Origin of the sequence: Sneathiella sedimenti, assembly GCF_017313765.1 — a bacterium.
Lineage (GTDB): Bacteria > Pseudomonadota > Alphaproteobacteria > Sneathiellales > Sneathiellaceae > Sneathiella > Sneathiella sedimenti.
Window position 1 is genome coordinate 275,471 of the sequence record NZ_JAFLNC010000002.1, and the last position, 26,793, is coordinate 302,263.

Genomic DNA, 26,793 nt, shown 5'->3' on the forward strand with positions numbered 1-26,793 from the left:
GTAGGTCCTTATGAAGCAAACTGATTTTTTAAATGTCTTGATTACTGAAAAGAAGGTTATTGCGAATGATTACTGTGAATTGAAGCTGCGGTCGGCACATGGCGGCGACCTTCCTGAATTCAGCGCAGGGGCGCATATATCCGTGAAGACACCGCAAGGCGGAATGCGGCACTACTCTCTTGCAAACAGCCCGCGCGACCGGGATCACTATCTATTGGCGGTCAAGGCTGAAAAAGGGGGAAGGGGCGCGTCCCTCAGCCTTGTTGATGAGGTAAGTGTTGGCGATATATTGGAGATTTTACCACCAGAGAATAATTTTGAACTGGTGCCGGCGGAGGAGTATCTTTTTATCGCTGGGGGAATTGGTATTACGCCCATATTGGCGATGTGCCGTCAGCTCCAGTCCGAAGGGCGGTCAAATTTTCACCTGATTTATTGTACGCAATCACGCGAGACCACGGTTTTCGCCGATCAGCTGTCGGAAGCTGGGCTGGCCGACCATGTCACGCTTCATCATGATGAAGGCGAAATCTCCAACAATTACGATTTCTGGCCGCATTTTGAAACGCCCAGCCAGGCCCATGTCTATTGCTGCGGCCCGAAATCAATGATGGAAACGATCCGGGATATGTCGGGACACTGGCCTGAAAGCCAAATTCATTTTGAGGATTTTAACCCGGTTGAGGTGCTCCAAAAGGATGACGTTTCATTCACGGTCTTTCTGAAAAAATCCAACACCCGAATAACGGTTCCCGCCGATCAAACAATCCTCGAAACTCTTCGCAATCATGGCTATGACTTAAGATCGTCCTGCGAAAGCGGAACCTGCGGTTCGTGCAAGACTGGCCTGCTAGACGGTGAGATTGATCACCGGGATCTTGTCCTTAGCGATGCAGAGAAGGAAATTTTCGTGATGATCTGCGTTTCCCGCGCGAAGGGGGGAGAGATCACGCTTGACCTATAAAATGCAGGATAGACACACCGGAGCGATCGGGGTTGGTGTCGTCGGCCTGGGTCGAGCCTTTATGCTCATGCTGGCGGATTTAGAAAATGATCCGCGGTTCAATCTGGTCGCGGCCTGCGATACAAGGTCTAGCGCGCGGGAAAGCTTTTCGTCCCAGTATGCCGCCCCCACCTATTCAACTGTGAAGGCGTTGGCAGACGATCCATATGTTGAGGTGGTCTATATCGCGAGTCCGCATCAGCTTCACAAGGATCACGCCATCGCTGCTCTTGCGGCCGGCAAGCATGTTCTGATTGAAAAGCCCATTGCGATTGATCTTGCCTCAAGCCGTGCAATCATTGACGCGGCGGTGGGCAGTAAGGGCAACGTTATCGTTGGGCCAAGTCACAGTTTTGACCCGCAAATCGAGGCCTGCCTCCAGATCATCAAGTCCGGAAAATATGGGTCGCTCAGGATGATACGGACGAACTATTATACGGATTTTATGTACCGGCCACGCCGTCCGGAGGAATTGCGAACTGAGGAGGGGGGCGGTGTTGTTTTCAGTCAGGCGGCCCATCAGGTGGATGTCGTGCGCCTCCTCGCGGGGGGGCAGACAGCGCAGGTTTACGCCCACACGGGTGCATGGGACCGGAAAAGACCTTCCGAGGGGGCCTATACAGCTCTTCTGAAATTTGAAAACGGAATTTCTGCCAATCTCTTTTATTCGGGTTTTGCCCATTACGATACCGATGAGGAATTTCAGTGGATGTCGGAACTCGGAATCAAGAAAGATCCCGCGCAATATGGTGCGGCCAGAAGGCTGTTGCAGACCATTGACGATAAGACCGAGCAACGCCTTAAAAATCTGCGGGCCTTTGGGCCTGATATAAATTCTCAAAGTCCTGCCGGAAACGAACATTTCGGGGGCCTGGTACTGACATTCGATCAGGCGGATATCCGGGTGACCCCGCAGGCCTTATATATTTACGAGGATGAACAGATCCGGACCGAGCCTGTCCTGCCCGCCATAGCAGGGCGGAGAGGTGTTCTGAATGCGCTTTGGGCGCTGGTGAAGGATGGGGTGTCGCCGGTTCAGGATGGGCGATGGGGGCACGCAACGCTCGAAGTTTGCCGTGGCATTCTAACCTCCGGAAAGTCCGGCGACGTGCAAATTATGTGCGAACAGGTGCCCGTTCCAGGGTATCCGGACGTCAAATAACTAGGGAACAGATAAATGGGGAAATTACAGCTTTCAATCGCCATTGGGGATTATGATCGAAATCGCGCGTTGATCGACGGACGTGTGCAGATTGACGGGGTCGACCCGATATTCATGACTCTCACACCCGAGGAAATGTTCTTTCGTGCCTTTCGGCATCAGGATTTTGATATCTCGGAAGTTTCCTTTGCCAGCCAGGTCGTCAGTATTGCGCAAAACCGGTCAAAGTATCAGGCGTTGCCGATATTTCTGTCGAGGGCCTTTCGCCATAGCGCGATCTATATCCGGACAGATAAAGGCATTGAGAAGCCAGAGCAGTTAAAAGGAAAGAGAATTGGGATCGCGGAATACCAGCTCAGTGCAAATGTCTGGGCACGGGCTATTCTGGACGATGAATATGGCGTCAAGCCGTCCGATATTCATTGGGTGCGCGGAGGCATGAATTCTCCCGGGCGACCGGAAAAAATTGCCATCGAACTGCCCGAAGATGTCAAGATGACGACGGCGCCGGCGGATAAATCACTGAATGATCTCCTTGTCTCGGGGGAAATTGACGGCTTTATCGGTCCGCGCAGCCCGAAATGCTTCGATGAGCAACACCCGAGCGTTGGCCGGCTTTTCGGAAATACAGTCGATGCCGCAAGCACCTACTGGAGAAAAACCGGGATATTTCCGATCATGCATCTTCTCGGTGTCCGGCGGGAGCTTCTGGAGGCGCATCCATTTCTTGCCGGCGCTCTGATGAAAGCGTTCAGTGCGTCAAAAACGTCCGCCGAGGCCCTGTTGGCGGATACCTCCGCCACCAAGGTAACCATGCCGTTTGTGGAAGATTATTTAAACGAGGCGAAGAAATTGATGGGAAATAATTTCTGGTCCTATGGCATCAAAGGCAATGAGGCGACAATAAATACATTTCTCGATCACCACCATCGCCAGGGATTGTCATCGAGGCGGGTGACGATTGAGGAATTATTCCCGGAGAATGCGGCGGAAAGCTATAGCTTGTGACGGTCTCGTCCGCAAATGACAAAAAATTGCTTGGTTATTTCCCGGTAATCTAGAAAACTGGCGGTTCCGGACTTAGGCTGGCATGGCCGGTTTATCCGGGCGACAGGCTATTCTGGGAACATATTATTGCTGACAACGGAACTGAATGCCGGTTTTTTGATAGGAGCTGCCATCGGCTCTGGAAGCAATGCGCGGGCGGTTGAACATGGTGGCGCAGATTTTCTGCTTGCGATCAATGCGGGCCGTTTGCGCAATATGGGCGTTCCTTCCATTGCAAGCATGCTGCCGGTTCTGGACGCCAACAGCCTGACGGAAGGTTTCGCGCGGGAGGAGTTGCTCGCGTTATGCCGAAAGCCGGTTCTCCTCGGCGTTAATGTCTGGGGTCGTACGTTTAATCCGGAAGCCCAGGCGGCGGCCATAGGAGAGGCGGGTTTCGCCGGTGCCGTCAATTTTCCGAGTTGCATGCATTATTCGCGCCCAATGCAGCAGATTTTGTCCCGCGCCGGGCGAGGCATAGAGCAGGAAGTCGAGCTGCTCAAGGCCGTTCAGGATGCGGGCATGATGTCCATGTTTTACTGTTCTTCCAGGACACAGGCGCGGCTGGCAGCGGATGCGGGTCTTGATCTGGTCTGCCTGAACATCGGCTGGAACGTCGGTGGCGCCATGGGGCATCGCAGCCGTTCCACAATTGAGGAGGTCGCAATAGAGGCGCGGGAAATCGGCCGCCTGATCAAGCGCATCAGCCCAAAGACGCGCTTTTTGTTGGAAGGCGGGCCCATTGCTGCACCCGAAGATTTATCCCGTGTTTTAAGTCTGGCACCGCTTGACGGATATGTGGGCGGCTCCACCATTGACAGGTTGCCTTTGGAAGCTTCGGTTGCCAGCATGATTGACGGATTTCGCCGGGCAAGCATGCGTCCGACCAGGCTGGACGACGAAAGCCTAGGCCTTGTCAATTGGGCAAAGCAGTTCGGATTTGTCGGCCAGTCCGAAGTTCAACTGATGATGCTGAGACGATTGCGGGCCTTGTCGTCGGCAAATGATCCCGTTCTGATTGTCGCGGAACCGGGACAGAATTCTTTGCCGGCCGTTCGCGCGCTTGGCGCGATCAAGGCGAGAAGCCGGTCCCTGAATATGGTACAGATTGATGTCGCTGAACAGGATCTTCCGGCGCGGGCGCGTAACGTGTTGTTCGGGCGCCGCGATTCCAGTAGCGCACGACCCCCGATCCTTACCGACCCGACCGTGGAACTCGTGGTCATACGCGCTCCCGAACGCTTGACGCAGGCACTCCAGAGGCGGCTTGCCCGGGCTTTGCGAGACGGCGTCTTTCGCATGGCCGGGTCACGGCGCATGTTGAAAATAGAGCCGCGGATCGTCTTGCAGTGCGACGTCCAGGTGCAGGAAGATACTGTGGTCGAGGATTTGCTCGGCGCGGGCCTGGAGCCTGAGCTAGTTTCCCATATGGCGGGCTGGACACTGCGATTGCCGCCTCTCAGGGAGCGTATTTCCGACCTCGCAGTCCTGATCGAAACCGAGGCGGAAGGGGGGCATCTGGAGTTTTCATCCGGTGCCTTGCAAAGACTTCAGGCCCATGACTGGCCGGAAAATGAGGCCGAACTCCATACCGTTCTTGGGCGCCTTGCCGGACGCTCTTCCAGATTACCTGTGCAGGCAGACGAGTTGGAGCCACTATTGCGATCCGCGCCAAACAATGACCGGCGGCAAAAGACACGGTCCGAAAGAGATCTTATTGTCGATATCCTTTGGCGGAACGGCTTCAATCGGACAAAGGCGGCGGAAGCGCTCGGGATATCCCGAAAAACACTCTACAATAAGATCATGAAATACGGCCTGTCAGGCTAGGGAAGCTGGGGCTAGCTCCGGACGGCATATAAGACCATCCACGGCGTCGGGCCATTGCCGTTCGTGGGAAAGTTCACTGGATTCGCCAAGGCTCAATAACATTCCCGACCACCCAGTTTTCTTCAAGGCTTGAGATATCTCCTGGGTCATGGAACCACGCTGGTGGAGTGAAGGAAATCCGGCCGCAAAATCCACCACGCGCGGCAGCACGATAATGACGTCGGGTTCGATGGCAGACATAGCAACTGCCACCGGTACATCGGTAACAACGGCGGCTACTTTGAAACCGCGTGAACGGAGACTCGCCAGCATATCGCGCTCCCGCAGGTGATCCAGTCCAACATCTGACAACTGCTGCGAAATTTCCGTGTCCTGCTGCTCTGTGCTCGGTAAGTTGGTAATCCATTGAACACCGGCATTGGAAAGCCGCAAATGCTCCCGCGCCGGGTTCAGGAAAGGATCCGCGAGAAACAATCCCAGCATTGCGTCCCTGCATAAATCAGGGGTCTCAACCACCGCATCGATCAATCTTCGGGGTCCGTTGTTGGTTGGCAGCAACAAACCGACCTCGTTCGGCAGGTTTTCGTGACGGAACTGCGGGGCAACAGTCAGGACGGATGACGGTATTTCCGCCATTGTGGATTTTCTATCCGATCGCGGCACAATACGCCAGTTCATCAATTCAATCATTGTTGGTCCTGAGAACGCCATACATCCGCCTGCCCGTTAATTGAGCATATCATCCCGAACCGCCGCAAGATGTTCCCGCATTAATCGCTGGCAATCGACCGCATCCCGGCGTTCAATCGCCCACACCAGGTTTTTATGCTGGATGGAGTAGCGCCGTCGCCTCTGGTCATTCAGGGTCGCATCCTTCAATTTTCCCCAGACCGCATGCTCCCTGATCGCATTCACGGCATTAAACAGGGCCAGCAGCAGGGTGTTGCGTGCGGCTTCCGCCATCGCGCGATGCAATGCCCCGTCCCACATTTCATAGGTGGCGGTATCCTCGGCTGCCTCGCCTTTTTCAAGGCACTGCTTCATAAATTCAATATCATTGATTGTCGCACGATGAGCCGCAAGGTCGGCAATCTGCGGTTCTATTATCAAGCGAACTTCCATAACTTCGGCCGGGTTTGTCATATCGGCGGGCAGGGGGAACACTTCCATTCGTTCAGGCGGACGTTTGCCGACAAAAGTACCTCTGCCAACATGACGCCAGACCTCACCTTCGGCCTCTAGCGTACCCAGTGCCGCCCGCAAGGTGGAACGCGATACCTTCAGCTGTTCCGCAAGCTCTCTTTCCGAGGGCAATTTTGACTGCGGGGCGAAATAGGCAGTTCTGATTAGATTTCGTAATTCTGTGACGGTAGAAAGTTTTGATGACATGTCGGTAGATTCTCTTTTATCCATTTTTCGACCTCATAATATCATACCAATTTTCCTAATGGTATGTTTTTAAAGAAAATTAAGTATTTGAAAAATAATAAAGAATTTTTAATGTTTAAAAAAATTTGACACCAATTTCCGAAATTGGATTGTTTGTATATCAGGATTTAGGGTTGAGATGCGGGAGTTTTAAAGTTTCGGCGCAATTAACGCAAATTTGGGGATTAGTCTACGTATGATCGAAATAATTCCTCAAACCAGAGGACCTTTGCGTCACCGTGATTCGCGCAAACAGTTTAAAAATTACCCATTATTACCCAATGTATGAAAAATACCATATTGCAGGATTTGGTTCGACTAAGGCACTGTAAATTTAATGAAGGCGATAAAGCAGCACAGTAAAATTAACCCAATAAGCTGCATTCGCAAAAAAGAAGACAGGGAGTGCGCCTGATACTGGCGCGATGCGGGACAATAAATTGATGTACCGGTTTGACAAATCGTTTGGCTGTTCGCAGGCAAATTTCAGATGGCGTGAGTCATGAGAAACTTCATCGAGCGCCATACCTTCTGGGCGATAGTACTGTTGCTGGTCGTCGTCCTGTTTCTCTGGATGATCTTTGCCGTCTGGCCGGATTGGCTTGTTGAGGCGTTTGGTCGGAAGAAGACGTTCGTGAATACATTGCTGAACGGCGTCACCCTCGGCGGGCTTTATTTTCTGGTCGCGAGTGGGTTTACGCTGATTTTCGGTCTTATGCGAAATGTCAATCTGGCTCACGGGTCCATGTATCTCCTTGGGGCCTATATTGGTTATGAGGTGGCAGATAGAACCGGCAACTGGTTCCTCGGGCTTGCGGTCGCTTTTCTCGCTGTGGCGATCAGCGGGGTGTTGCTGCAGGTACTTATTTTCCGGCGAATGGCGAATGATGATTTGCGGCAGACCCTGGTTACGATCGGCATCTCGATCATTGCTGCGGATGCCATGTTGGCGATCTGGACGGGCACAACCTATCAATTCTCGCCGCCAGATTGGTTGTTCGGCGCTGCGGATCTGCCGATTATTTCAGTGATCAAGTCCTCCGGTGCGGCCGTTTACATAAAATATCCCGTATTCCGGCTGGTTGTCTTGGCGATTGCTGTCGCTGTTGGGATCGGTCTCTGGATTTTCCTCAATCGAACGCGCATCGGCATGATGATCCGCGCGGGTGTCAACGACCGGGAAATGTTGGCCGCGACCGGCGTAAATGTGCAGCTGGTGTTCGTGCTGGTGTTTGCAATCGGCGCGGGACTGGCCGGATTTGCAGGTGTGATTGGCGGTACCGCGCTCTCTGTCGCCCCGGGCGAGGATATCAGATATCTGCTGGCGTCCCTGGTCGTGGTGATTGTCGGCGGACTTGGATCGATCACCGGAGCGGCTGTCGGCGCGTTGATCATCGGGCTGGCCGAGCAATTTGGCCTCGCCTATTTCCCAACCTATGGTGTGGTGCTGACCTTCCTGATCATGGTCGTCGTTCTTGCCGTGCGGCCGCAAGGGCTGATGGGAGGGCGCGGATAATGGATTCCCGACGTCTTTTTTCCGGTTCCTTTTCACTCAAGAATATTCACCCGTCTGTGCTGATTACCGCCGTGTTCCTGGTTGCCTATCCAAGCTTTGCCACAGATTTCTTTATCTTTCAGATTGGCGCATACTCGCTCATTCTCGGGACGATCGCGCTATCGCTTATGATGCTCGCCGGATATGGCGGTATGGTGAGCCTTGCGCAATTGACTGTTGCCGGTTTGGCCGCATATTTGATGGCGATCCTAGGGGACAACAGCATGGGGGTAATGGGCCTGGGCTGGCCCTGGTGGCTGACTGTCATCGTTTCAGTCCTGGGAGCGGCGCTCTTCAGCACCTTTATCGGGGCAGTCTCCGTACGGACGGAGGGGATCTATACGATCATGATTACCCTCGCCGTCGCCGTCGCCTTTTTCTATTTTGTCCGCCAGAACTATGTGCTGTTCAATGGCTTTACCGGATTTGCGGGCGTGGAACCGCCGACTTTGTTCGGAGTTTACTGGCGCGACCCGGTTCCTTTTTACTATTTGAGCCTTGTTGTCGCCGTCGGCTTTTTTGCTGCCGTTTCCTATTGCGCGCGCTCAACATTCGGGCTCGGGCTCCAGGCAATTCGCGACAATCCTCGGCGTATGCGGGCGCTTGGCTACAATGTGACCCTGCACCGGATCGTTGCCTATTTCTTTTCCGGGATAGTGGCGGGCGTTGGCGGTGTGCTGCTCGTCTGGTTTAACGGCCGGGTGTCGCCTGGAACGGTCGGCGTCGATGTTGCCATCGATATCCTCGTCATCGCAGTGGTTGGTGGAATGCGACATCCTATCGGTCCGTTCCTCGGTGCCATCGCCTTTGTATTGCTAGAGAATTTTGCCATCGATCTGATCGACAGGGAGCGTTTCAACATGGTGATTGGCGCCGCGTTCCTGCTTGTTGTGCTGTTCTCACCAGATGGATTGCTAGGACTTTGGAACCGTGTCCGTGACAGGCTTCGGTTCAGAGGAAACGCGCAGTTGAGTGCTGAGCGCGTCAATAAGGATGATCCTGCCAGTTCCGGATCATTAGAAAAAAGCTGATTAACAGGAGGAATTAACGGCTATGGGAAAACTAAAACATGTATTGGCGGCGACATTGGCGCTGTCACTTGCCGGCCCTGCGATTGCCGCAGCGGATGATATTAAAATGGGGGCACTGGCGACGCTTGAAGGCGCGTTTACTGTTCTCGGTGAAGACGGGATGCGCGGCGTCAAGCTGGCGCTTCAGGAATTTGACTATACGGCGGGCGGCAAGAAGATTGAACTTGTTACCGGTTCTTCCGATGCGTCCCCCGATAGTGCCGTGCGCGCCGTCCGGAAACTGGTGGAGCAGGACGGTGTCCAGATTGTCATAGGTCCGCTTTCCGGTTCGGAAGGGCTGGCTGTAAAAGACTATGCGAAGACGCAACCTAATGTGACCTTCCTGAACGGCTCTTCCGCTGCACAGGATACGACGCTGCGGAGCCCGGCGGAAAACTTCTTCCGCTTCAGCACCGAGGGAGCACAATGGATGGCTGGTCTTGGCGAGTATGCCTATAATGAAAAAGGCTATCGCAAAGTCGCTGTCCTCGCGGAAGATTATTCTTTCCCCTATACGCAGGTATTCGGTTTCCTGGAGCCATTCTGCCGGCTCGGCGGAAAATCCCCAATTGATGCCCGTTTCTGGGTTCCGATCGGCAACAAGGATTATTCTTCCGTCATTGCGGCATTGCCGGATGATGTAGATGCCATCTTTGTTGCTCTTGGTGGTGCAGATGCGGTTAATTTCCTGACCCAGTATGAACAATCGGGCGGCGACCTTCCCCTTATTGGCGGGTCTATCACGGTTGACCAGTCTGTACTTGGCTCAAAAGGCAAGGCACGGAGTTTCGTTGTCGGGACACCTTCCGCCGGGCCGGTTTCAGATACATGGGATGACCCGCGCTGGAAAGAGTTCGTCGCAGCCTATAAAAAGGCATTCCCGGATGGATTCCCGTCACCCTCACTTTTCGCACATGCCTACTACATTAATTCCAAGGCGGCTCTGTTGGCGCTGAATGAAGTTAATGGCGATCTGTCTGATGGCGAGAAGAAGTTCCGCGAGGCGCTTTCCAACCTGTCGTTCGAAACACCCACAGGCATGGTCAGTGTGGATGAACGGCGGAATGCAATCGCAGACATTTTCCTGACAGAAGTGATCGAAGGGCCGGACGGCAACCTGATGAACAAGACCATCAAGGTTATCCCACAGGTTAACCAGACCCTCGGCGTTTCTTACGACAAGTTCCTGGAATATGGACAAGTCGGTCGTGAAAACCCGTCTTGTAGCTAAGGAAAGCTGACTAGAATGCCCGGAACCGACGCTCTCTCCCGACTACAAAGCACTGGCCAGTTCGCGCTGGAGCTGGAAGCTGTTAGCCGCCATTTCGGTGCGCTGGTGGCCTTGGCGGATGTCAATATGTCCGTCAAGGCGGGGGAGAGACGTGCGGTTCTGGGATCAAACGGTGCCGGTAAAACGACACTGTTTAATGCCATCACCGGAGATTTCCCGACGACAACAGGTCGGGTCCGGCTATTCGGCGAGGATGTGACGGATTTGCCCAGTCATGAGCGGATCCGTCGCGGCCTTCGTCGCACCTACCAGATTTCGCTATTGTTCAACGGCCTAACCGTTCTGGACAACACCTATTTGGCCTGCCGAGGGGTTTCGCGCGGACGGTTCTCGCTGCGACGGCCAAAACAAGACGACAGTTCAATGGAACTCGCGGAGTCTTTGCTCGAGGCGGTCCATCTTGACGATGTCAAGGACAAGCAGGTGGCTGAACTGAGCTACGGACAGCAACGACAGCTTGAAATTGCGCTCGCCCTTTCCGGCGCGCCGCGCCTCATTCTGTTCGATGAACCAGCTGCCGGCCTCTCCCCGACGGAGCGAACCCTGCTTGTTGAAATTCTGCAAAGTCTTCCGGCGCATATCGGATTTATCATTATTGAGCATGACATGGACGTCGCGCTGAAAGTCTCCGAGAAGGTGACGATGATGCATAACGGACGCATCTTTAAAGAGGGAACGCCTGAGGAAATCGAGAACGACGCCGAAGTGCAGGAACTCTACCTCGGTCACGGAGGCGGTCATGGCTGATCGCAACAATCGCCGCTCCACACCGTCGGCCGTCCTGCAGATTAAGGATCTGCATGTCTATTACGGACAATCCCACGCCTTGCAAGGGGTGAACCTCACACTTGATCATGGCGTTCATGCCGTGGTCGGGCGCAATGGCATGGGCAAGACAACTCTTTGCAACGCGATTATGGGCCTGCTGCCGATCCGGCGCGGATCCATCCGTTATCAGGGAGACGAAATTACCGGACTGCCGCCCTATAAAATCGCTTCCAGTGGCATCGGATACACACCGCAGGGGCGACGGCTCTGGACATCGCTGACTGTTCACGAACATCTGAAGTTATGCGAGGGGACGGGGGCATGGACCATTGACCGCATATACGACACATTCCCGCGGCTATTTGAACGTCGCCGCAATGGGGCCGGCCAGCTTTCCGGCGGGGAGCAGCAGATGCTCGCCATCTCGCGCGCCTTGTTACAGGACCCGCAACTGTTGATCCTGGACGAGCCGACCGAGGGTCTGGCCCCGGTCATTGTCGATCAGGTTGAAAAGCTGCTGGCGGAGCTTGCCGCCGACGCGGATGTTTCGATCCTGTTGATCGAGCAGAATATCTCGGTCGCCACTTCCATATCGGAAGATGTGGCGATTATGGCGAATGGTCGCATAAGCCGTGTGATGCCGGCAGGTGAACTCGCCGCGGACCGCGCACTGCAGGAACGCCTTCTTGGCGTTGGACGGCATTCTCATGATGAGATTGAAATTCCCCAATTGCCGGAAACATCGGCAGTCGGCGAACCGCCAAAAGAGGAACCGCGTGTTTCGGATGAAAAAGACACTCCGGTACCGGAAGAAAAAGAGCCAATTCGCAAGACAGTAGTCTACAAGTCGCCGACGCGCTGGTCCCGAACCGCGTGGGAGGAGAGGGTGTCGAAGCCGGACAACAGCCCGCAAGCGGCGCGCCCGTTCGATGTTGTCCCGGAGCCTCTCTTCAAGGAGCCGCCACTGTCTTTTGATGCAATGTCGGGAGATGATGTGCTGGTTGTCGGGACCTTTGACACCAAGGGAGTCGAGCTCTCCTATATTCGCGATAAGGTCGCCAGCCATGGCCTGCGGGTGAGGACGGTTGATCTTTCCACGACGCAAAAACCGTCCTCCGCAGATGTTCCGCCACATATGGTGGCGGCCTACCATCCAGGGGGAGCAAGTGCCGTCTTTACTGGCGACCGGGGAAAATCCGTGCGCGCAATGGCGGAGGCTTTTGAGAACTGGATCCGGCGTCAGCGAGGATTGGGCGGCATTATCTCCGCTGGCGGGTCAGGCGGCACGGCACTTGTAACGCCGGCCATGCGACAGCTTCCTGTGGGCATACCGAAAGTCATGATTTCCACGGTAGCCTCTGGTGAAGTTGGCCAGTATGTCGGACCAACGGATATCATGATGATGTATTCGGTGACGGATGTGCAGGGGCTGAACAAGATATCCCGCCGTGTTCTTGCCAATGGTGCCAACGCGATATCTGGCATGGTTATGGACGCGAAGAAGCACCCTGAAGCGAAGCTATCCAAAAATGACAAGCCTGGGCTGGGGCTGACGATGTTTGGCGTGACCACCCAGGCGATACAACAGCTGACCGCGGAATTGGAGGATCATTTTGAATGTATGGTCTTTCACGCGACCGGAACAGGCGGTCGCTCCATGGAAAAGCTGGTCGATAGCGGCATGCTTGAGGCGGCGATCGATCTCACGACCACCGAAATCTGCGACATGATGATGGGCGGATTCTTCGCCGCGACGGAAGATCGGTTTGATGCCTTTATCCGTACCCGCGTCCCATATGTCGGCTCTGTTGGGGCGTTGGACATGGTCAATTTTGGCGCAAGAAACACGGTACCGGAACGTTACCGTGACAGAAAGTTTGTCGAGCATAACCCGCAAATCACACTGATGCGGACAACGGCCGCAGAAAATGCCCGGATGGGAGAGTGGATTGCGGACAAGCTGAACCAGATGACAGGCCCGGTACGGTTCTTAATCCCGGAAGGCGGAGTCTCCGCGCTCGATGCGCCGGGACAGCCGTTCCATGATCCGGAAGCCAACCGCGCGCTTTTCGATGCGCTGACCTCCCGCTTCCGGGAGACAGCGCAACGCCGCCTGATCCGAACCCCTTATCATATTAACGAACCGGCCTTTACCCAGGCCGTTATTGCCGCACTCGAAGAAATTTACCCAATCGCAAGGAGCAAGCGTAATGCCGCGTATTGAACGAATGGAGTTGGTCAAGAAATTCCAGGATATGAAACGGCGGCGTGTCCCCATAATCGGCGGTGGCGCCGGTACCGGGCTTTCCGCAAAATGCGAGGAAGCGGGCGGGATCGATCTGATTGTTATTTATAATTCTGGTCGTTATCGCATGGCGGGCCGCGGGTCTCTCTCCGGCCTTCTGGCTTATGGCAATGCGAATGAAATTGTCATGGAAATGGCGCAAGAAGTCTTGCCGGTCGTCAAGCATACTCCCGTGCTGGCCGGGGTCAATGGAACCGACCCTTTCTGCCAGTTTGATAACTACCTCGATCAGGTCAAGGCGATCGGTTTTTCAGGCGTGCAAAACTTCCCGACAGTCGGTCTGATCGATGGAACTTTCCGTGCCAACCTAGAGGAAACGGGGATGTCCTATTCCCAGGAAGTGGAACTGATCCGTCTCGCCCACGAGAAAGACATGTTCACAACGCCTTATGTCTTCTGCGAGGAAGAGGCGGCGGCCATGGCCGCAGCAGGGGCGGATATCATCGTATGCCATATGGGGCTCACAACCGGGGGATCCATCGGCGCGGATACGGCACTTAAGCTGGAGGATTGTCCGGCATTGGTGGATCGGTGGGCCGCGGCGGCCCTCGATGTAAACCCCGAAGCCATTATCCTTGTGCATGGCGGACCGGTCTCAATGCCGAAGGATGCGCAATATGTCCTCGATAATGCGAAAATATGCCATGGATTCTACGGCGCCTCCTCAATGGAGCGTTTGCCGACAGAAGTGGCGATGACGAAACAGACAGAAGCCTTCAAGGCTTTGAGCTTAGGTTAAGGGAGGTTGAAGGAATGACAACCAGCGTGATTGGCTCGACAATTTTGTGGCTTATCATCGCGATCATAGTCATCGCGGTGATCGCCTATCTTCTACACTGGCTATACCACCGAACAACGAAGGAAGTGGCCTTCGTGCGCACAGGCTTCCGGGGGGAAACCGTTGTCATCAACGGCGGGGCGTTGGTTCTGCCGATTATTCACGAAGTAACCCCGGTCAACCTCAATGTGGTGCGGATACCTGTTACCCGCACGAAGGAAGAGGCCGTCATTACGAGAGACCGCATGCGCGTGGATATCGAAGCGGAATTTTTCGTCCGCGTTATCCAGGAGAAAAAGGCGGTCGCGGCCGCGGCATCCACTTTGGGACGAAAAACCATGTCCCCTGAAGCGCTTGCCGATCTTCTTTCGGGAAAGTTCGTCGGTGCACTGCGGTCTGTCGCGGCGGAAATGTCGCTCGATGAGATGCATGAAAAACGCGGCGAGTTCGTTGACCGTGTGAATGAACGTGCAGCGGACGTCCTGGCACGCAACGGACTGGAACTCGAGACAGTCGCCATCACCGACCTCGATCAGACGGAGCTGGAGTTTTTCAATCCCGCCAATCGATTTGACGCCGAGGGCCTCACCCAATTGATTGAGACGATCGAAACCCGCCGGAAACTTCGCAATGATATAGAGCAGTCTTCTGTGGTCGCCATACGCGCCCGCAATCTGGAGGCGGAGAAGGAAACCCTGAAGCTTGAACAGGAAAGCGAAAGCTCCCGCCTTAACCAGGAGCGTGAACTGGAAGCCTTGCGGGCCATGCAACGGGCCGAAATCACTCATACGCGGTCGGAAAAAGAAGCCGAAGCGGAAAAATCCCGCATTCTGAATGAGCAGAAAACCCGTGAAATTGAAATTGCCCGGCAGCGTGCCTTGCAGGCGGCGGAGATTAAGGCTCAGGAAGAAATCGAGAAAATGCGCGTGGCGCAGGATCAGGAACTTGAAGCTGTTCGTATTGATCGCGACCGGATGATCCGGGAGAAGCAGATACAGCAACGTCATGAAATCGACTCTGCCGAAATTTCTGCGAATGAAGATGTTGAACGGGCGCGGATTGTCTCCGAACGGTTGCTGCAGGAAGCCCGGATCATGGCTGAAGAGGAAACGGAAAATCGGGATATCGCCCGAAACCAGCAGATAGAAACGGCGAAGATTGCTGCACAGAAAGCCATCGAGTCATCGCGGATTGCGCAAGAGCAGATCCTCGACAAGGCCCGTATCGAACGTGACCGTGTTCTGCGGTCGCAGCAGATTTCCTTCCGCCAGCAGATTGAAGAGAACGAAATCTCGGCGCAGGAAGAACTTGAACGGGCGCGAATTGCTTCCGAACGCGGCCTCGACGAAGCCCGCATATTGAAGGAGCGTGACCTGAGACGGTTGGAAATTGAACGGGATCAGGCGCTTGAACTTGCGGAAATCGAGCGTCAGATACTGATCCTGAAAGAACAGGCGTCGGTCGCGGATACCCGTGTTGTAACGGAGGCGGCAGAAGCCAAGGCTGTTGAAGCAGCCGAGAAGGTTTCCACAATTCGGGAGACGGTTATCGCGGAGCGGATCGCCGCCGTCGATAGGTTGCTGGCCGAGAAGAACGCGGATACGGCCAGGATTGCGGCGGAAACCGACAAGATCACCGCCGCTGTCCAGGCGGAAGCGCAACGGTTGCAGAATGAGGCAGAAAACATTCTCAGCGAAGATGCACGGGCCGGACGCCTGAGGTCCAAGATGCTGGATCGCCTGGAAGGCATCGTGCGCGAGAGCGTCAAGCCGATGGAAAATATCGAAGGCATCAAGATACTGCATGTCGACGGGATGACCGGCGGGGGAGGCAACAGCCATCGTTCGCCAACCGACGAGGTCATCGAAAGTGCCCTCCGGTACAGGGCTCAGGCGCCATTGATCGACGAAATGATGCGCGAGATCGGTGTTGAAAATCCGGGTGTGACGAAAATGGGGGATATTTTCCGTTCCGCCAAGGATGCGCAGTCTCTCGCCAAGAACGCTAAATCGGACAAGAGTGAGGACGACTAGGAATGCCCAGCGTTTACACCTCGACTGTGATTCCGGCACCGGCAGACCGCGTCTGGTCAGTCATTCGTGACTTTAACGCGCTGCCGGACTGGACGCCATTTGTCGTAGATAGCCGGATAGAGGAGGGGTTGCCGTCTGATAAAATAGGCTGCGTGCGGGCCTTCCGTCTGAAAGATGGTGGTTTCATCCGGGAGAAACTGCTGGCGCTGTCCGATTTCGATTACAGCTTTTCCTACGCCATTTTGGAAAGCCCGATGGGTGTCGAGAATTATGTGTCGACGGTTAAGCTGATTCCGATCACCGATGGAGGTCATACCTTTGCAGAATGGTCAGCGGAGTTTGACTGCGCACCGGACCGGGAGCGGGAACTGATCAATCATATCGGCACAAATGTCTTTCTGGGCGGATTAACCTCGCTGAAGAGCCGGATAGGGGGCTAAATTGGTTTCCGTTCGCCGCAGCACAGTCATAGAGGCACCGATCGAGGCGGTCTGGGAGATCCTCAGGGATTTCAACGGCCATGATCGATGGCATCCGGCAGTCCGGCGGAGCCATCTGGACGGCGGAAAGAGAACCGATCAGGTGAGTGCCGTCCGGAATTTCGAGCTGACGGCAGGGGAACATCTGCGGGAGCAATTACTGTCGATGTCCGACGCCGACCACAGCTTCCAGTATGCGATTGTTGAAAGTGACATCCCGCTACAGAATTATATTGCGGAAGTCTCCCTGAGACCGGTGACGGACGGGAACCGCACATTCTGGTCTTGGACGTCTAAATTCGAAACGCCAAAAGGTCGGGAACAGGAACTCGCCAAACTGGTGGCCGAAGGGGTGTATGAAGCCGGGTTTGAGGCCGTTCGAACGCGCCTGACGAAAAGCCGGCCGTTATCGCAACAATCTTTTAAGTCCTCGCAACAATCAATGGCGGCTGCAAACAGTGCCGCTATTTCAGGGATGGCGGTCGGTATCAATCGTTATGGTGGACCAGAGGAACTGCATCCGATTGAGGTCAGGGCAGAAGCTCCGGGGCCGGGTGAGGTTCGCCTTCGGCAAACAGCCATTGGCGTTAATTACATCGATGTCTATTGCCGCTCGGGCTATTTTGATCTCCTTAAGCCCCCCGGTGTTCCCGGGATGGAAGCCGTCGGTATCGTCGAGTCGGTGGGTGAAGGCGTGCGTCATTTGTCGCCGGGTCAACGGGTTGGTTATGCCTGCCCGCCGGTCGGCGCTTATGCTTCTGTCCGGACCATGTGGGCAGATCTTGTCATCCCGATCCCTGATGACATTGATGACGTAAAGGCCGCGGCGGGCCTTCTGAAAGGAATGGCGGCAGAATTTCTTCTACATAGGGTGCATCAGGTCAAGAAGGGCGATAACGTTCTTGTCTATGCGCCGGCGGGGGGAATCGGCCGTATTCTTTGTCAATGGGCCAATAGCATTGGCGCAACCGTTATCGGCGCAACCTCCAGCGAGGAAAAAGCCCGTATTGCCCGGGCAGCTGGCGCGCATCATGTTGTCCTGCCCGGCCCACAAAGCCTGGAGGAACAGGTGATGAAAATCACGAAGGGCCATGGGGCGGATGTGATTTATGATGCCGTGGGAAAGGACAGCTTCGATCATTCCGTAGCAGCCCTCGCGACATGCGGACACCTGATCAGCTTCGGTCAGGCTTCGGGTGATATTGGCGCGCGTGACATCAGTTCCCTCGCGTCGAAGTCGGCAACGGTTTCACGCCCGAATTTTGGTCATTATACGGACACGCGTAAAAAGGTCATTGGCATCACCAATCGGCTATTCGACGCCATCAAGCGACATATCATTTCCATTGAAGTGGGACAGCAGTATCCGCTGTCCCGGGCCGCAGATGCACATCGCGCATTAGAAGGCCGTGAAACAACCGGATCAAGCGTATTAATTCCTGACGATTATCAGAAAGGTAAGTAATGAAATTCGCCGTTTTTAACTGGAAGGGCAAAACCTGTGTTGGGCGTGTCGTCGAAGATGATAGCGCGATAGAATGCTTCGACATTCCGGAGGCCTCGATCAGGACCGAAGGTGTTGTCGCCCTGATTGAGAAACCGTTGCCAAAGGCGATGGAAACGGTGCCGTTGTCCGAGGTCGAGCTATTGGCTCCGGTGCCGCGTCCGTCACGTAATATTTTCTGCGTCGGCAAGAACTATCATGAACATGCCAAGGAGTTCGCAGCGTCGGGATTCGATAGTTCTGCGGCGAAAGGCACAGTTCCCGAGGCGCCGATCGTGTTCTCGAAGCTGCCGGAAACGGTTGTGACAAACGGGGCGCCGATCCGTCTTGATGCCTCCGTATCCACGGCCATTGACTATGAAGCGGAGCTTGCGGTGATTATCGGCAAGGCTGGCCGGAACATTTCCAAGGAAGAGGCTTTGTCGCATGTCTGGGGATACACGGTAGTCAATGATGTAACGGCGCGAGATCTGCAGGGGCTTCACAGCCAGTGGCTAATCGGCAAATCGCAAGATACCTTCTGTCCCATGGGCCCTTGGGCGGTCACCGCGGATGAAATTGACCTGGCGGACACGTCGGTGAAATGCTGGGTCAATGATGAATTGCGGCAGGATTCCAATACCGGCCTGCTTATCTTTGATATTCCGACGATTATTGCGGCAATTTCCAACGGGATAACGCTGCAGCCGGGCGATATTATCGCAACCGGCACACCAGCGGGCGTCGGCATTGGCTTTAATCCACCGAAGTACCTCCAGCCCGGCGACAAGGTTCGCGTTGAAATCGGCGGAATCGGGACGCTGGAAAATCCGGTGGAGGCTTTCTAGTCCATGTCCGATATTTCAGTTGGCAGCATGAAAATCGAGGATCAGGGAGACGGTGTGGCCGTGGTGATGATTCACGGCCTTGGCGGAACGTCAAACAGCTTTCAGACCTTGATTTCGGCACTTGACGGGTATCGAGTCTTGCGCCCGGACCTCCCGGGGGCAGGGCGATCTTCTTTAAGACCGGGCCGGCCCGGCATAGCGGGGCTGGCAACAGCCGTTCAGGATTGTCTGAAGGCTGCGGGCATCGCAAAGGCGCATTTTGTCGGTCATTCCATGGGCACCATTGTGTGTCAGTATCTGGCGGTTGATCACCCGGAGATGGTGCAAAGCCTGACCTTGTTCGGACCAATCCTGGAGCCTCCGGCGGCGGCGCGCACCGGGTTAAATGAACGGGCGGCAACAGCGACACGGGAGGGGATGGCAGGAATAGCGGAAGCTGTTCACAAAGCGAGTGTCTCGGCAGGCAAGCCCGTTGCCGCTGCTTTTGTCAGGGAAAGTCTGCTGCGGCAGGATGCCAATGGATATGCAGCACATTGTCTTGCACTCAGTAGCGTAGAGGCGGCGGACCTTGCGAAAATAACCTGTTCCACCTTGCTTATCGCGGGGGAAACAGACCCCGTGGCACCTGTCGCGATGGCGGAACAAATGAAACAAAAATTACCCCGGGCACAATTAGAAATCATACCGGAGGTGGCCCATTGGATGATGATGGAAGCCCCGGCGCGTTCCGCTGAATTGCTCCGAGCCCATCTCGACGCCAACAGCATTAGTTAGGGAGACTAAATCATGGCTGAAAATATATTCACTGACTGGAGCGGCAGAAGTAACGGAAGTAACGGGAGTTCCGACATAACCTTCAGCAATGTCCGCATTCTGGATGGGACGGGGGAGGCGCCCTATTCAGGTGAAGTCACCGTGTCCGGCAACCGGATTAAGTCGATTAACCGGTCCGGCATGGGCTCGAGCTGGGGCGCTGTAAGTAGCAGCCAACGCATTGACGGTCGGGGCATGACATTGATGCCGGGCCTGATCGACTCGCATCTGCATTTAAGCTGGAACAACGCACCGGGTGTTGACCCGATCCAGATGATGCCGCTGGAAGAGCATGTCCTTGTTTGTGTCGAAATGGCCAAGATCGTTCTTGATGCGGGGTTCACGGCCGGGCGCGGCGCGGCGGCGGCCAAACCACGGCTCGATGTCGTCATTCGGGATGCCATCAATGCGGGCCGGTTCCCGGGTCCTCGCTATACGGCGGCAAGTCCTGAAATAACAACGACAGGCGGCCTTGGTGATGCCTCGCCGCCCCATATCCAGCATGAAGGCCTGAACCTCGGCATCGTAGTATCCGGCCCTGAGGAAGTCCGCCGAAAGGTGCGGGAGATGATCAAATGGGGCAACGACACGATCAAGCTCAACCTCTCGGGTGAGGAAGTCGCCGGTATGGGGGCGGAGGAAAACCAGATGTCGGATGAGGAAATTGCCATGGCGGTTTCTGAGACGAAACGGCGCGGCCGGTCACTCGCGGCGCATGCCCGTTCCGCCGAGTCGATCAAGCTTTGTGTCAAATACGGGATTGAAACGATCTATCATGCCTCCTTCACCGACGAGGAGGCGCTCGACATGCTGGAGGCCGCAAAAGACAAGCATATTGTTGCTCCGGGCCTTGCCTGGCTGATCAATACTGCGCGAAATGCGGGCGATTACGGCATCAAGCCGGGGACCCCGCTGACCATAGCCTATGAGCGGGAGCTGGAGCATGCCATTGAGAGCATGAAAAAAATGCATAAGCGCGGCATTCGCCTGGCGATCGGGGGGGATTACGGGTTTGCCTGGACGCCGATGGGAACGAACGCGAAAGACCTGGAGTATTTTGTCGACTTGCTTGGGTTCACGCCGATGGAGGCCATACTCGCGGCAACAAAAATCGGCGGCGAAATGATGAAAATGGGTAATGAACTCGGCATGATCCGTGAGGGGTATCTTGCGGATATGCTGCTGGTGGATGGGGATCCATCGCGGGACGTCAAGGTTCTTCAGGATAGGAAGCGTCTCGTAGCGATCATGAAGGACGGCAAGTTCCATAAGGCGCCGGAAAACATGGGCATGGGATTACGGGTAAGCGCGTAAGGATTGCGACCACTAAAAAGGGCGAAGCAACATTTTCCGCCGCTTCGCCCGAACCTGAAAGGTTTTATGTCTAGCTATCGAGACGTTCGATAATGATTGCAGGGGCCATGCCACCGGCCGCGCACATTGTCACCAGTCCGCGCTTTTTATCCTGCCGCTCAAGCTCATCGAGCAGCGTGCCAATCAGGATTGATCCCGTCGCACCGATGGGATGACCAAGGGCCATCGCCCCGCCATTCACATTCACCTTGCTCCGGTCAAGCTTCAAGTCGCGAATGAATTTTTCAGCGACGACCGCAAAAGCCTCATTAATTTCCCAGAGGTCAATGTCATCGGGTGTAAGGCCAGCCCTGGCGAGCACTTTCTTTGCGGCCGGAACCGGGGCATTCAGCATCAGTGTCGGGCAGTCTCCCATGTTGGCTGTCGCGATAATGCGGGCGCGCGGCTTCAGGTTATGCTTCTTGGCATAATCACCGGATGCAAGCAGAAGAGCAGCCGAGCCATCGACAACCCCCGAGGAGTTCCCCGCATGATGCACATGGTCAAACTCCTTGATTTGCGGGTATTTACGCGTAATCAGGCCGCCATAGGTATTCCCGGCTTCGTCGACTACAATATCGCGGAACATGTTAAAGACAGTCTTTAGTCCCGCCAGAGTTTCCATCGTGGTGCTGGGACGCGGAAATTCCTCGCGGTCAAGGGCAATCGAGCCGTCCTTGTTTTTCACGGGGATAATTGATTTGTCAAAACGTCCCTCCTGAATCGCCTTGTCAGCCCGTTTCTGGCTTTCAACGGCGAGTTCATCGACGGCTTTCCGGTCTATTCCTTCCAATGTCGCAATGGCGTCGGCGCAAACGCCCTGCTGTGACTGAGGATGGCTTTCACGAAGATCCAGATTTCCGCCGTCCAGCATTGCCGGATTATTGGGATCCGCAATTGAGGCGGTAAAGCTCATCATTTCGGTGCCGCCTGCGATGACCAGATCTTCCATGCCGGACATAATCTGGGCGGCGGCGAGGTTGACGGTGGTTATGCCTGAGCCGCAAAAACGGTCGAGTGTCATCCCGGAGGCTTTGATGTCGTAACCTGCCGACAGGGCTGACATCCGGCCGAGGTCATATCCTTGTTTGCCAACTTGCGTGGAGGTTCCCCAGATAATGTCATCGACATCAGCAGTATTGAAATCATTCCGTTCAGCAAGAGCACCAAGAACAGTTGCGCCAAGATGTTGGGGGTGAAGATGGGCGAGGGATCCCTTGCCAACCTTGCCGACACCGCGAGGGGTGCGGCAGGCATCTATAATATAGGCTTCAGTCATTTTTTTGATCCTTGTTATTGGTTGTCTTTATCGGGGAGCCATGCGGATGGCACCATCAAGGCGAACATCTTCGCCATTAAAATATCCATTCCGGCACATTTCAAGGGCAAGAGAGGCATATTCCTCCGGCTGTCCGAGTCGTGACGGGTTCGGGACCTGCGCCGCGAGAGCGGCCTTCACCTTCTCAGGCGCACCTTGCAGCAAGGGCGTATCGAACAGGCCCGGCAGGATCGTGTTGACCCGGATGTGCTCCTGCGCGAGGTCACGGGCAATGGGCAGTGTCATGCCGACAACCCCGCCTTTCGAGGCGGAATAGGAGGCCTGGCCAACCTGCCCGTCTTCTGCCGCAACCGAGGCCGTATTGATGATCACGCCGCGTTCCCCGTCGATTGGATCGAGGGTCATCATCCCGGCTGCGGACTTTGCAATACAACGGAAGGTGCCGATAAGATTGATCTGGATGATCATCTCGAACCTATCCATCGGGAAATGCTTTATTTCCCCGGTTTCCCTGTCCCGGCTCGCTGTTTTGAAGGCATTCCCTGTCCCGGCGCAGTTGACCAGAATTCTTTCCTGTCCGAGTTTTGCGCGAATAGATTTGAACCCTGCATCGACATCCTCGTCCGAGGTGACGTTTACTTTGGCAAAGGCACCCCCGATCTCACTTGCAACCGCGTTACCCTGTTCCTCGTTCAAGTCAAAAATGCCAACTTTCACACCGGCAGCCGCCAGCTTGCGCGCCGTTGCGGCACCAAGGCCGGAAGCCCCACCAGTGATAATCGCGGTTATTCCATCAAGTCTCATTGTCGCTCTATCTCCCTTCTTGATCTTCTTGTTCAGAGAATTTGGTCCCGCAGCGTATTAAACTTATAGTGTTATTGCCCCGGCACATTGGTTTAGTTTTATCTCACGCTAATTTAAGCAGAGAGATGTCATAAAGATAGAAAAAAGCGAAAGCTGCCACCGGGTAGATAGGGGCTTATCCATTCTGATCTGTAAATTTCCCTTATTGAGAATAATTCGCAAATAGCAGTTGACTCTTATCTTCGCTATTGATAATCATTCCTATAAACAAGCCAAGATACTGTAATATTTTACGAAAAGAACGGTCTAGAAATGTTGGATAATCAATCCGGTCGCAAAAGCAATAAGCGGATGATTATGCTTGAGGATGAAACCTTGCAAAGCGGTGATTTGTTCACAAGCAGCAAGGAACTCACGATCGCTCATAACGGTGAAACATACAAATTGCGGCTTACTGGAAATGGAAAACTGATCTTAACGAAATAAGCCATTAGCCCGCCACCCAGCCAACCGAAATTTTCGGCAGCCAGGCAGCAAGCAAACGCGACATAAACTGAAAGTTGTTGTTATGCGTCGAACTTTGCCGCTTGCCTGTCTGGGCGCGCTCCTCTCTACTACTTGTCTTACGTCCTCTTTTGCCACAGAGGTGGAAAATTCCCCGACCGTGTCGCTGGACGCGGTAACGGTTTATGCGACCCGTACGCCGCAATCCTCCTTCGAGGTGCCGGCAATGACGTCGAATATCGATACCGATGCGCCGGGAAATGCGTTGGCCGGGGATACCGGGGATCTGCTCGAATTCACTCCAGGTGTCGAAGTGGCGGGCGGGCCTCGCCGGAACGGGCAAACGGTTTCCATCCGTGGGTTTGATAACGAGGCAATTATCACCCTTATCGACGGTCGCCGCCAGAATTTCGAGGCGGCGCATGATGGCCGGTTTTTTATCGACCCGTCTCTCCTCAAGCGGGTGGAGATTGTGAAGGGTGCGTCCTCATCCATTTATGGCGGCGGAGCGATCGGCGGTGTGCTGGCCTTTGATACCAAGGATGCGGCCGACATGCTGAAGCCCGGCGAGGACTGGGGTGTTTACACGTCAATGGGATATCGAACGGCGAATGAGGAATATTCGCCAGTGGTCTCTGCCTACGGCCGGACCGGGGCCCTGGATATTATCGGTATCGCCGCCCTTCGAAATTCCGGGGATATCGAGCAGGGTGATGGCAATAAGCTGATTTCTGAAGACAACCTGATCTCGGGAACCTTCAAGGTCGGTTATAGTTTCAACGACTTTAACAGCCTGAAATTTATTTATCAGGGTCTCCATAATGACGGGCAAGAGCCGAATAATGGCGGCGGTGCTATCTCGACTTCCAACCCAGTGGTGGACAAGCGGGTCAACGACAATCAATTCGGTCTCAAATATGCGTTTGAGGATCCGGGCAATAGCTGGCTCAGCCCGAAACTTCATCTCTACTACAACACCACCGAAGTGCGTGAAGAAGATATCTCCGGAACGAATTTGGGGCGTGTGCAAACGCGCGACATGGATACCATCGGCTTTACGGCAGATAATCAGACTGTGTTGACGGCAAGCGAAACACAAAAACACACGCTCTCATACGGCTTTGAAATATATCATGATGATCAAACAGGTACGATCACGGGCGGTGGCACGCGTCCGGGGGTTCCCAATGCAGATGCCACCAATTACGGGTTCTACCTGCAGGATGAAGTCGATCTGATGACCTCTGCGGGTCGGTTCCTGATTATCCCGGCGGCACGTTTCGATTCCTACCGTAGCAGCGACGATGCCGGTAATTCCCAAAGCGAGCATAAGGTCTCCCCGAAAATATCGGCGAGCTATCTGCCGAATGAGAATGTGATGTTCTTTGGCAGTCTGGCGCAGGCATTCCGGGCCCCAAACCTCACGGAATTATACGCGTCTGGCCAACATTTTCCGGGCGTGCCGCCCTTCTTCCCGGCAAACTTTTTTGTGCCCAACCCGGACTTGCGGCCCGAAACGGTTGTGACCTTTGAAGTCGGCGCCGGCTTAAATTTCGACAACTTCGTTACGGACAATGACAAGGTGGCCGTGAAAGGATCATGGTTTATCAGCGAAGGGGACGATTTTATCACCCAGGTGGTGAATACTGCCGGCGGAACAACGCAGTATGTCAATATCCCGAATGCCCGCCTGTCCGGTTTCGAAGTGGATGCGCAGTATAATCTCCACCCGGTGACGACGAAACTCGGTCTTTCCTATGTTGAGGCGGAGAACAAGGACACAGGGGAATATCTATCCAATAATCTGCCGCTCACCCTAGTTGCCGACGTTTCTTACAGCGCTGATGAAATCGACAGTATTATCGGTCTTCGTGGACGATTTGCTGCGGCGAATGACAAGGTCTCCAGCTCGCAGGTGCCGACGGCCGGTTACTCCGTCTATGACGTCTATTATCGCTGGATCCCGACGGAGAAAGGCCTTGACACCCTGACCGTTGATCTCGGCGTTTCGAACATCCTCGATAAGGCTTACACGACAGCCTATGCCGGTCTTTACGAAGAGGGGCGCAGCTACAACGTGAGGGTGGCCTATAAATGGTAGGGGTGGCGTTCGCACATCCGGCGGATTGGGGCAAGAAATGGGTTGTCTTTCTTGGCCTGTCCGTCTGTGCGAACGCCTTTCTCCTGTCGCTGGTCCAGCCGATGCCGAAAATAGAGCCGGTCTTCACTGTACCTGCCCTGAAGGTAAATCTGATGACGCTGGCCCGGCCGGCGGTCTCCAGCCCGCCGGTTGAAACAAAGTTACAGCCAAATTCGGCCCCCTCAACAACAGCGGAGATGTTTCGTCCCAAACCTGTGGTCACGACCCCCTTCGCACAAGAGAAAGTTGCGGTCGTACACAAGCAACCGCAGCCGCAGGCCGAACCTGTACGGGAAGCGAAAATCCAGCCGGTTCCGCGTCCCAAGGTTCGGCCTGTCGCGACCAAGATAACGCCCGTGGAGACGAAAACGTTTCCGCCGGTTGATGTGACGAAGGTGGTTCCGGAAGTGATTGAAAGAGTTCCGGATAAGGTGATCGCTGAACAAGTGGCCATCAAGCCCGAAGTAAAACCTACGCCTCAGCCAGTGACTGTTGCGTCCCTTCCGGCGACCAGTGAAGACAGGGGAGAGGACAACGCAACCGTCATACATGAGGCGCGTTATCGTCAACAGGTGCCACCCTCCTATCCGCGCCGGGCGCTGGATCTTGGACAGCAGGGGACGGTGACGCTGCATGCGGAAGTCCTGCCGAACGGCGCCCCGAGGGAGCTGAAAATCGCCGAGTCATCAGGGCATCGCCTGCTTGATATGGCGGCCATGGCGGCCGTCAAGAAATGGAAATTCGAACCGACCAGCGTGGATGGGAATGCGGTGGTCAGCTGGGTTCGTGTTCCTGTCAATTTTGTTATCCATTAGGAGCCGAG

Annotated in this window: 23 protein-coding genes; 19 read left to right on the forward strand and 4 right to left on the reverse strand. The window is 54.8% G+C overall.

Annotated elements, in window-relative coordinates; all coding sequences use genetic code 11:
* Positions 1-10 precede the first annotated feature (10 nt).
* The 4 genes from J0X12_RS06465 (at position 11) to J0X12_RS06480 (ending at position 5,039) form a co-directional block, all read left to right on the forward strand.
* The gene (locus tag J0X12_RS06465; RefSeq protein WP_207043409.1) at positions 11-964 is read left to right on the forward strand and encodes a PDR/VanB family oxidoreductase; all 954 of its coding nucleotides are present in this window, start codon (positions 11-13) and stop codon (positions 962-964) included.
* On the forward strand, positions 954-2,165 hold the full coding sequence (locus tag J0X12_RS06470; protein WP_237688031.1) for a Gfo/Idh/MocA family protein: 1,212 nt from the start codon (positions 954-956) through the stop codon (positions 2,163-2,165). The genes J0X12_RS06465 and J0X12_RS06470 overlap by 11 nt, the downstream gene beginning before the upstream one ends.
* Before the next feature lie 15 nt (positions 2,166-2,180).
* A complete protein-coding gene (locus tag J0X12_RS06475; protein WP_207043412.1) occupies positions 2,181-3,173 on the forward strand; it encodes a PhnD/SsuA/transferrin family substrate-binding protein in 993 nt (330 codons plus the stop codon).
* 126 nt (positions 3,174-3,299) lie between these two features.
* Positions 3,300-5,039, forward strand: a complete 1,740-nt coding sequence (locus tag J0X12_RS06480; RefSeq protein WP_207043413.1) for a phosphoenolpyruvate hydrolase family protein — start codon at positions 3,300-3,302, stop codon at positions 5,037-5,039.
* Here the strand turns inward: J0X12_RS06480 and J0X12_RS06485 are convergent.
* Together J0X12_RS06485 and J0X12_RS17485 are read right to left on the reverse strand one after the other, a co-directional pair.
* Positions 5,031-5,729 carry a hypothetical protein gene (locus J0X12_RS06485; RefSeq protein WP_207043415.1) on the reverse strand — a complete coding sequence of 233 codons (699 nt, stop codon included), beginning with the start codon at positions 5,727-5,729 and terminating at the stop codon, positions 5,031-5,033. The genes J0X12_RS06480 and J0X12_RS06485 overlap by 9 nt on opposite strands.
* A 36-nt stretch (positions 5,730-5,765) precedes the next feature.
* On the reverse strand, positions 5,766-6,428 hold the full coding sequence (locus J0X12_RS17485; RefSeq protein WP_273543389.1) for a FadR/GntR family transcriptional regulator: 663 nt from the start codon (positions 6,426-6,428) through the stop codon (positions 5,766-5,768).
* A 541-nt stretch (positions 6,429-6,969) separates the two neighbouring features.
* On the opposite strand from J0X12_RS17485, the gene J0X12_RS06495 reads away from it, so the two are divergent.
* Genes J0X12_RS06495 through J0X12_RS06550 form a run of 12 tightly spaced genes read left to right on the forward strand, consistent with a single transcriptional unit; the run spans position 6,970 to position 21,204 of the window.
* Complete coding sequence (locus J0X12_RS06495; protein ID WP_207043419.1) at positions 6,970-7,983, forward strand: branched-chain amino acid ABC transporter permease; 1,014 nt, start codon at positions 6,970-6,972, stop codon at positions 7,981-7,983.
* Complete coding sequence (locus J0X12_RS06500; RefSeq protein WP_207043421.1) at positions 7,983-9,053, forward strand: branched-chain amino acid ABC transporter permease; 1,071 nt, start codon at positions 7,983-7,985, stop codon at positions 9,051-9,053. Before J0X12_RS06495 ends, J0X12_RS06500 begins: the two co-directional genes overlap by 1 nt.
* A 22-nt stretch (positions 9,054-9,075) precedes the next feature.
* Positions 9,076-10,323 carry an ABC transporter substrate-binding protein gene (locus J0X12_RS06505; protein ID WP_207043422.1) on the forward strand — a complete coding sequence of 416 codons (1,248 nt, stop codon included), beginning with the start codon at positions 9,076-9,078 and terminating at the stop codon, positions 10,321-10,323.
* 15 nt (positions 10,324-10,338) lie between these two features.
* Positions 10,339-11,130: an ABC transporter ATP-binding protein gene (locus tag J0X12_RS06510; protein ID WP_207044724.1), complete on the forward strand. Its 792-nt coding sequence runs from the start codon at positions 10,339-10,341 to the stop codon at positions 11,128-11,130.
* The gene (locus J0X12_RS06515; RefSeq protein WP_207043423.1) at positions 11,123-13,375 is read left to right on the forward strand and encodes a Tm-1-like ATP-binding domain-containing protein; all 2,253 of its coding nucleotides are present in this window, start codon (positions 11,123-11,125) and stop codon (positions 13,373-13,375) included. Before J0X12_RS06510 ends, J0X12_RS06515 begins: the two co-directional genes overlap by 8 nt.
* The gene (locus J0X12_RS06520; protein WP_207043424.1) at positions 13,362-14,195 is read left to right on the forward strand and encodes a phosphoenolpyruvate hydrolase family protein; all 834 of its coding nucleotides are present in this window, start codon (positions 13,362-13,364) and stop codon (positions 14,193-14,195) included. The genes J0X12_RS06515 and J0X12_RS06520 overlap by 14 nt, the downstream gene beginning before the upstream one ends.
* 14 nt (positions 14,196-14,209) lie before the next feature.
* Positions 14,210-16,267, forward strand: coding sequence for a flotillin family protein (locus tag J0X12_RS06525; RefSeq protein WP_207043425.1), 2,058 nt, complete (start codon positions 14,210-14,212; stop codon positions 16,265-16,267).
* A 2-nt stretch (positions 16,268-16,269) separates the two neighbouring features.
* Positions 16,270-16,707: an SRPBCC family protein gene (locus J0X12_RS06530; RefSeq protein ID WP_207043427.1), complete on the forward strand. Its 438-nt coding sequence runs from the start codon at positions 16,270-16,272 to the stop codon at positions 16,705-16,707.
* Between the two features lies 1 nt (position 16,708).
* On the forward strand, positions 16,709-18,211 hold the full coding sequence (locus tag J0X12_RS06535; RefSeq protein WP_207043429.1) for an SRPBCC family protein: 1,503 nt from the start codon (positions 16,709-16,711) through the stop codon (positions 18,209-18,211).
* A complete protein-coding gene (locus J0X12_RS06540) occupies positions 18,211-19,077 on the forward strand; it encodes a fumarylacetoacetate hydrolase family protein (protein WP_207043436.1) in 867 nt (288 codons plus the stop codon). The genes J0X12_RS06535 and J0X12_RS06540 overlap by 1 nt, the downstream gene beginning before the upstream one ends.
* Positions 19,078-19,080: 3 nt before the next feature.
* Positions 19,081-19,851 carry an alpha/beta fold hydrolase gene (locus tag J0X12_RS06545; RefSeq protein ID WP_207043438.1) on the forward strand — a complete coding sequence of 257 codons (771 nt, stop codon included), beginning with the start codon at positions 19,081-19,083 and terminating at the stop codon, positions 19,849-19,851.
* Between the two features lie 12 nt (positions 19,852-19,863).
* On the forward strand, positions 19,864-21,204 hold the full coding sequence (locus J0X12_RS06550; protein ID WP_207043440.1) for a metal-dependent hydrolase family protein: 1,341 nt from the start codon (positions 19,864-19,866) through the stop codon (positions 21,202-21,204).
* A 70-nt stretch (positions 21,205-21,274) separates the two neighbouring features.
* Here the strand turns inward: J0X12_RS06550 and J0X12_RS06555 are convergent, their stop codons facing one another.
* Positions 21,275-22,522, reverse strand: coding sequence for an acetyl-CoA C-acetyltransferase (locus J0X12_RS06555; RefSeq protein WP_207043442.1), 1,248 nt, complete (start codon positions 22,520-22,522; stop codon positions 21,275-21,277).
* Between the two features lie 27 nt (positions 22,523-22,549).
* Positions 22,550-23,326: an SDR family NAD(P)-dependent oxidoreductase gene (locus J0X12_RS06560; RefSeq protein WP_207043444.1), complete on the reverse strand. Its 777-nt coding sequence runs from the start codon at positions 23,324-23,326 to the stop codon at positions 22,550-22,552.
* A gap of 357 nt (positions 23,327-23,683) precedes the next feature.
* Between J0X12_RS06560 and hemP the strand changes: the two genes are divergently transcribed.
* The 3 genes from hemP (at position 23,684) to J0X12_RS06575 (ending at position 26,785) form a co-directional block, all read left to right on the forward strand.
* Positions 23,684-23,812 carry a hemin uptake protein HemP gene (gene hemP / locus J0X12_RS17575; RefSeq protein ID WP_420497059.1) on the forward strand — a complete coding sequence of 43 codons (129 nt, stop codon included), beginning with the start codon at positions 23,684-23,686 and terminating at the stop codon, positions 23,810-23,812.
* 82 nt (positions 23,813-23,894) lie between these two features.
* On the forward strand, positions 23,895-25,931 hold the full coding sequence (locus tag J0X12_RS06570; RefSeq protein WP_207043445.1) for a TonB-dependent hemoglobin/transferrin/lactoferrin family receptor: 2,037 nt from the start codon (positions 23,895-23,897) through the stop codon (positions 25,929-25,931).
* Positions 25,925-26,785: an energy transducer TonB gene (locus J0X12_RS06575; RefSeq protein ID WP_207043448.1), complete on the forward strand. Its 861-nt coding sequence runs from the start codon at positions 25,925-25,927 to the stop codon at positions 26,783-26,785. The genes J0X12_RS06570 and J0X12_RS06575 overlap by 7 nt, the downstream gene beginning before the upstream one ends.
* Positions 26,786-26,793 lie beyond the last annotated feature (8 nt).